This window comes from uncultured Cyclobacterium sp., assembly GCF_963976465.1.
Lineage (GTDB): Bacteria > Bacteroidota > Bacteroidia > Cytophagales > Cyclobacteriaceae > Cyclobacterium.
Genome location: NZ_CAXBOC010000629.1, coordinates 1 through 2723, shown reverse-complemented (window position 1 = coordinate 2723; position 2723 = coordinate 1). Strand labels below are relative to the sequence as shown.

Genomic DNA, 2723 nt, shown 5'->3' with positions numbered 1-2723 from the left:
GCCAGCTTGTGTTAATGAGGCTATAAGTGCATTGGTACCGTTAACGACAGTCACACATCTTTTAGATCCTGTAGTTTTAGCCCATATATTTTCAAACGCTTTCACTACTTCAGACCTGGACCAAACCCCGCTCCTTAGTACTTCTAATACCCTAGGTTCATCCGTGTCAGGATTCCACTTTGGCCAACTTGGCCAAGAGGCGGTACGCACAGGCTTGCCACCTGTCAGTGCAGGTTTCACATTTGTCACAGTAAAATTGAAACCCATCAAGGCTCCAGTACCTACAACGGCATTGGTTTTAACAAAATCTCTTCTCGTGTACTTCATATTCGATGATTTATTAAGGGAAATTATACAAAAAGGAGGAGAAAACCTGATGATAAATGGTAAAGCTTTCAATAATACATTTTTTCTCAATATTTGGCTCTTTATAGCACCCTTTTTATTAAGCTGAATCGAAAATATTCACACAACCCATCATTTTGAAGACAGATTTTGCAGAAAAAACATAATCACTAATTGCACCTATTTACTGGCTGTCAATCTCCAGTTTTGGCTTTATCATATCTGTACAAAACCGGATTTATTCGCAATTTCTTCTCACTCAATGTAAAATAGGTCTCCCCTTCCGGTTCAAAGGCAATGGCTTCTCCTTGTGGCTCAGGCTCATAGGGCAACAAAATGGCTTTTCGTGAAAGTGTTTCCTCTAAAGTCTCCCCTTCCATCCTGGACCAGTAGTAAATCACCCAGTAATTTTTTATCAGCACTTGAGAACCATCTGCAGAAATATCTCCCCCAACAGAGAGGGTGACAGGCAATTGCAAAACTTTTTCCAGTTCTACAGCATTTCCATCAATCAATAAATCCTTCGTTGCTTTATAAAGCGTGTTTTTGGACTCCCTTTTGGTCAACACAAAAAGATCACCACTAATTGGGTCCACCAGCAAGGTTTCTGAATCTTTTGGTCCATCCGGATACCTTAGCTTAATTATTTCGGGTTTTACACTTATTTCACTATCTAGCTGATCGGGTTCCTGAACCCGGTAAATGATTAACTCCTCTTCCCTGCCAAAATTATCACCTATGTCTCCAATATACAGGTAGTTTTCTCCATCTAGGGGCCCCGGTCCCATGGCCAAATCTTCCCAGTCCCGATTTTTCACTCCTTCGATTTTCAAGGTACCCAGGTAAGTCCCTAAGGTGTCTAAAATATAAACCTCAGGCTCTCCTCCACTGTCATTATGAACATAAATCCAGGAAGGGTTTTTTCTTGAAACGGCCATGCCACTGGTCTCTTCAATAAATTTCTCTCCAATCAGTGCCACTTTTTCCGGCCCTGAAAACAAAGCATAGTCTATCTGAGCATTGATTTTCATGTCATACTTTTTCTGAAGTTTTTCAGAAAGTAAAAAAGGTATGATTGAAAGTAAAAAAAATAATTTTAGAAGCATTTCGATAAAAAAGCTCATTGGGGTAATATTTTTAACTCATGGTTCAAATTAATCAAACTTCAACTTGGTATTCGCTGCTTATCTGACAATTATAATAATCAATAACCCGATGGCCGACGAAAAGGTTCAAGTGAAATCTCCCTGTAGATAATATTAATTAGCCATAAAAACAAAAAAGGACAGTGCCATTCACTGTCCTTTTCTTAAAGAAATACACGACCAATTTTAATCAGCTTTCTCTTTATTATTTACTTTAATTTCAAGCTCATCCCCTTCTCCTGAAAAATCTGCAAGAATAACATCTCCTTCAGACAATTCTCCTTTAAGGATTTCTTCTGCAAGGGCATCTTCCAAATATTTTTGTATGGCTCTATTCAAAGGTCTAGCACCATACTGTTTGTCATATCCTTTTTCTGAGAGAAAATCCTTTGCTTTTTCTGAAAGCTCAATGGTATAACCCAGATCAGTAATTCTGGCAAACAGTTTCTTTAAATTGATATCAATGATTTTATGGATATGTTCCTTGCTCAAAGAATTGAATATCACTACATCATCTAATCTGTTCAAGAATTCAGGGCTAAATGCCTTTTTAAGCGCGTTTTGAATGGTGGACTTCATTACCTCATCCATATTCTCCTCTTTTGCTTTGGAGGCGAAACCAATGCCTGCACCAAAATCCTTTAAGTCTCTAACTCCAATATTGGAAGTCATGATGATGATGGTGTTTCTAAAATCTACCCTTCTGCCAAGACCATCTGTCAAAACCCCATCGTCCAATACTTGTAATAAGATATTGAATACATCAGGATGTGCTTTTTCGATCTCATCCAGTAAGACTACAGAATAAGGCTTTCTTCTAACTTTTTCTGTCAGCTGCCCACCTTCCTCATATCCTACATAGCCCGGAGGCGCTCCTACCAATCGGGAAACACTGAATTTCTCCATGTATTCCGACATGTCAATTCTCACAAGTGAATCTTCCTTGTCAAACAGATAAGTGGCAAGCATTTTTGCCAATTCAGTCTTACCTACCCCGGTAGGACCTAAGAATACAAAGGAGCCGATAGGTTTCTTAGGATCTTTCAATCCCACCCTTGTCCGCTGTATGGCTTTGGTCAATTTCTTGATGGCATCATCTTGCCCGACAACCTTACCTTTCAGTTCTTCTCCCATATTCAGAAGTTTCGCTCCTTCATTTTGGGCAATTCTTCGGGTAGGTATGCCTGTCATCATGGCAATTACCTCGGCTACATTGTCCTCTTCAACCGCATA

General features: G+C 39.3%; 3 protein-coding genes. All 3 read right to left on the bottom strand.

Annotated features, from left to right (window positions below):
- Positions 1-327 (bottom strand): DegT/DnrJ/EryC1/StrS family aminotransferase (locus tag AAC037_RS23170; RefSeq protein ID WP_339905972.1); only part of this gene is annotated, 327 nt, incomplete at its 3' end.
- A gap of 212 nt (positions 328-539) precedes the next feature.
- Positions 540-1469, bottom strand: coding sequence for a hypothetical protein (locus AAC037_RS23165; protein ID WP_339905971.1), 930 nt, complete (start codon positions 1467-1469; stop codon positions 540-542).
- Between the two features lie 207 nt (positions 1470-1676).
- The coding region (locus tag AAC037_RS23160; protein ID WP_339905970.1) for an AAA family ATPase at positions 1677-2723 on the bottom strand (1047 nt) is incomplete at its 5' end.

Excerpts from the sequence above, each read along its gene's own strand:
- AAC037_RS23165 (WP_339905971.1), bottom strand. The coding sequence starts at position 1,469 with ATGAGCTTTTTTATCGAAATGCTTCTAAAATTATTTTTTTTACTTTCA.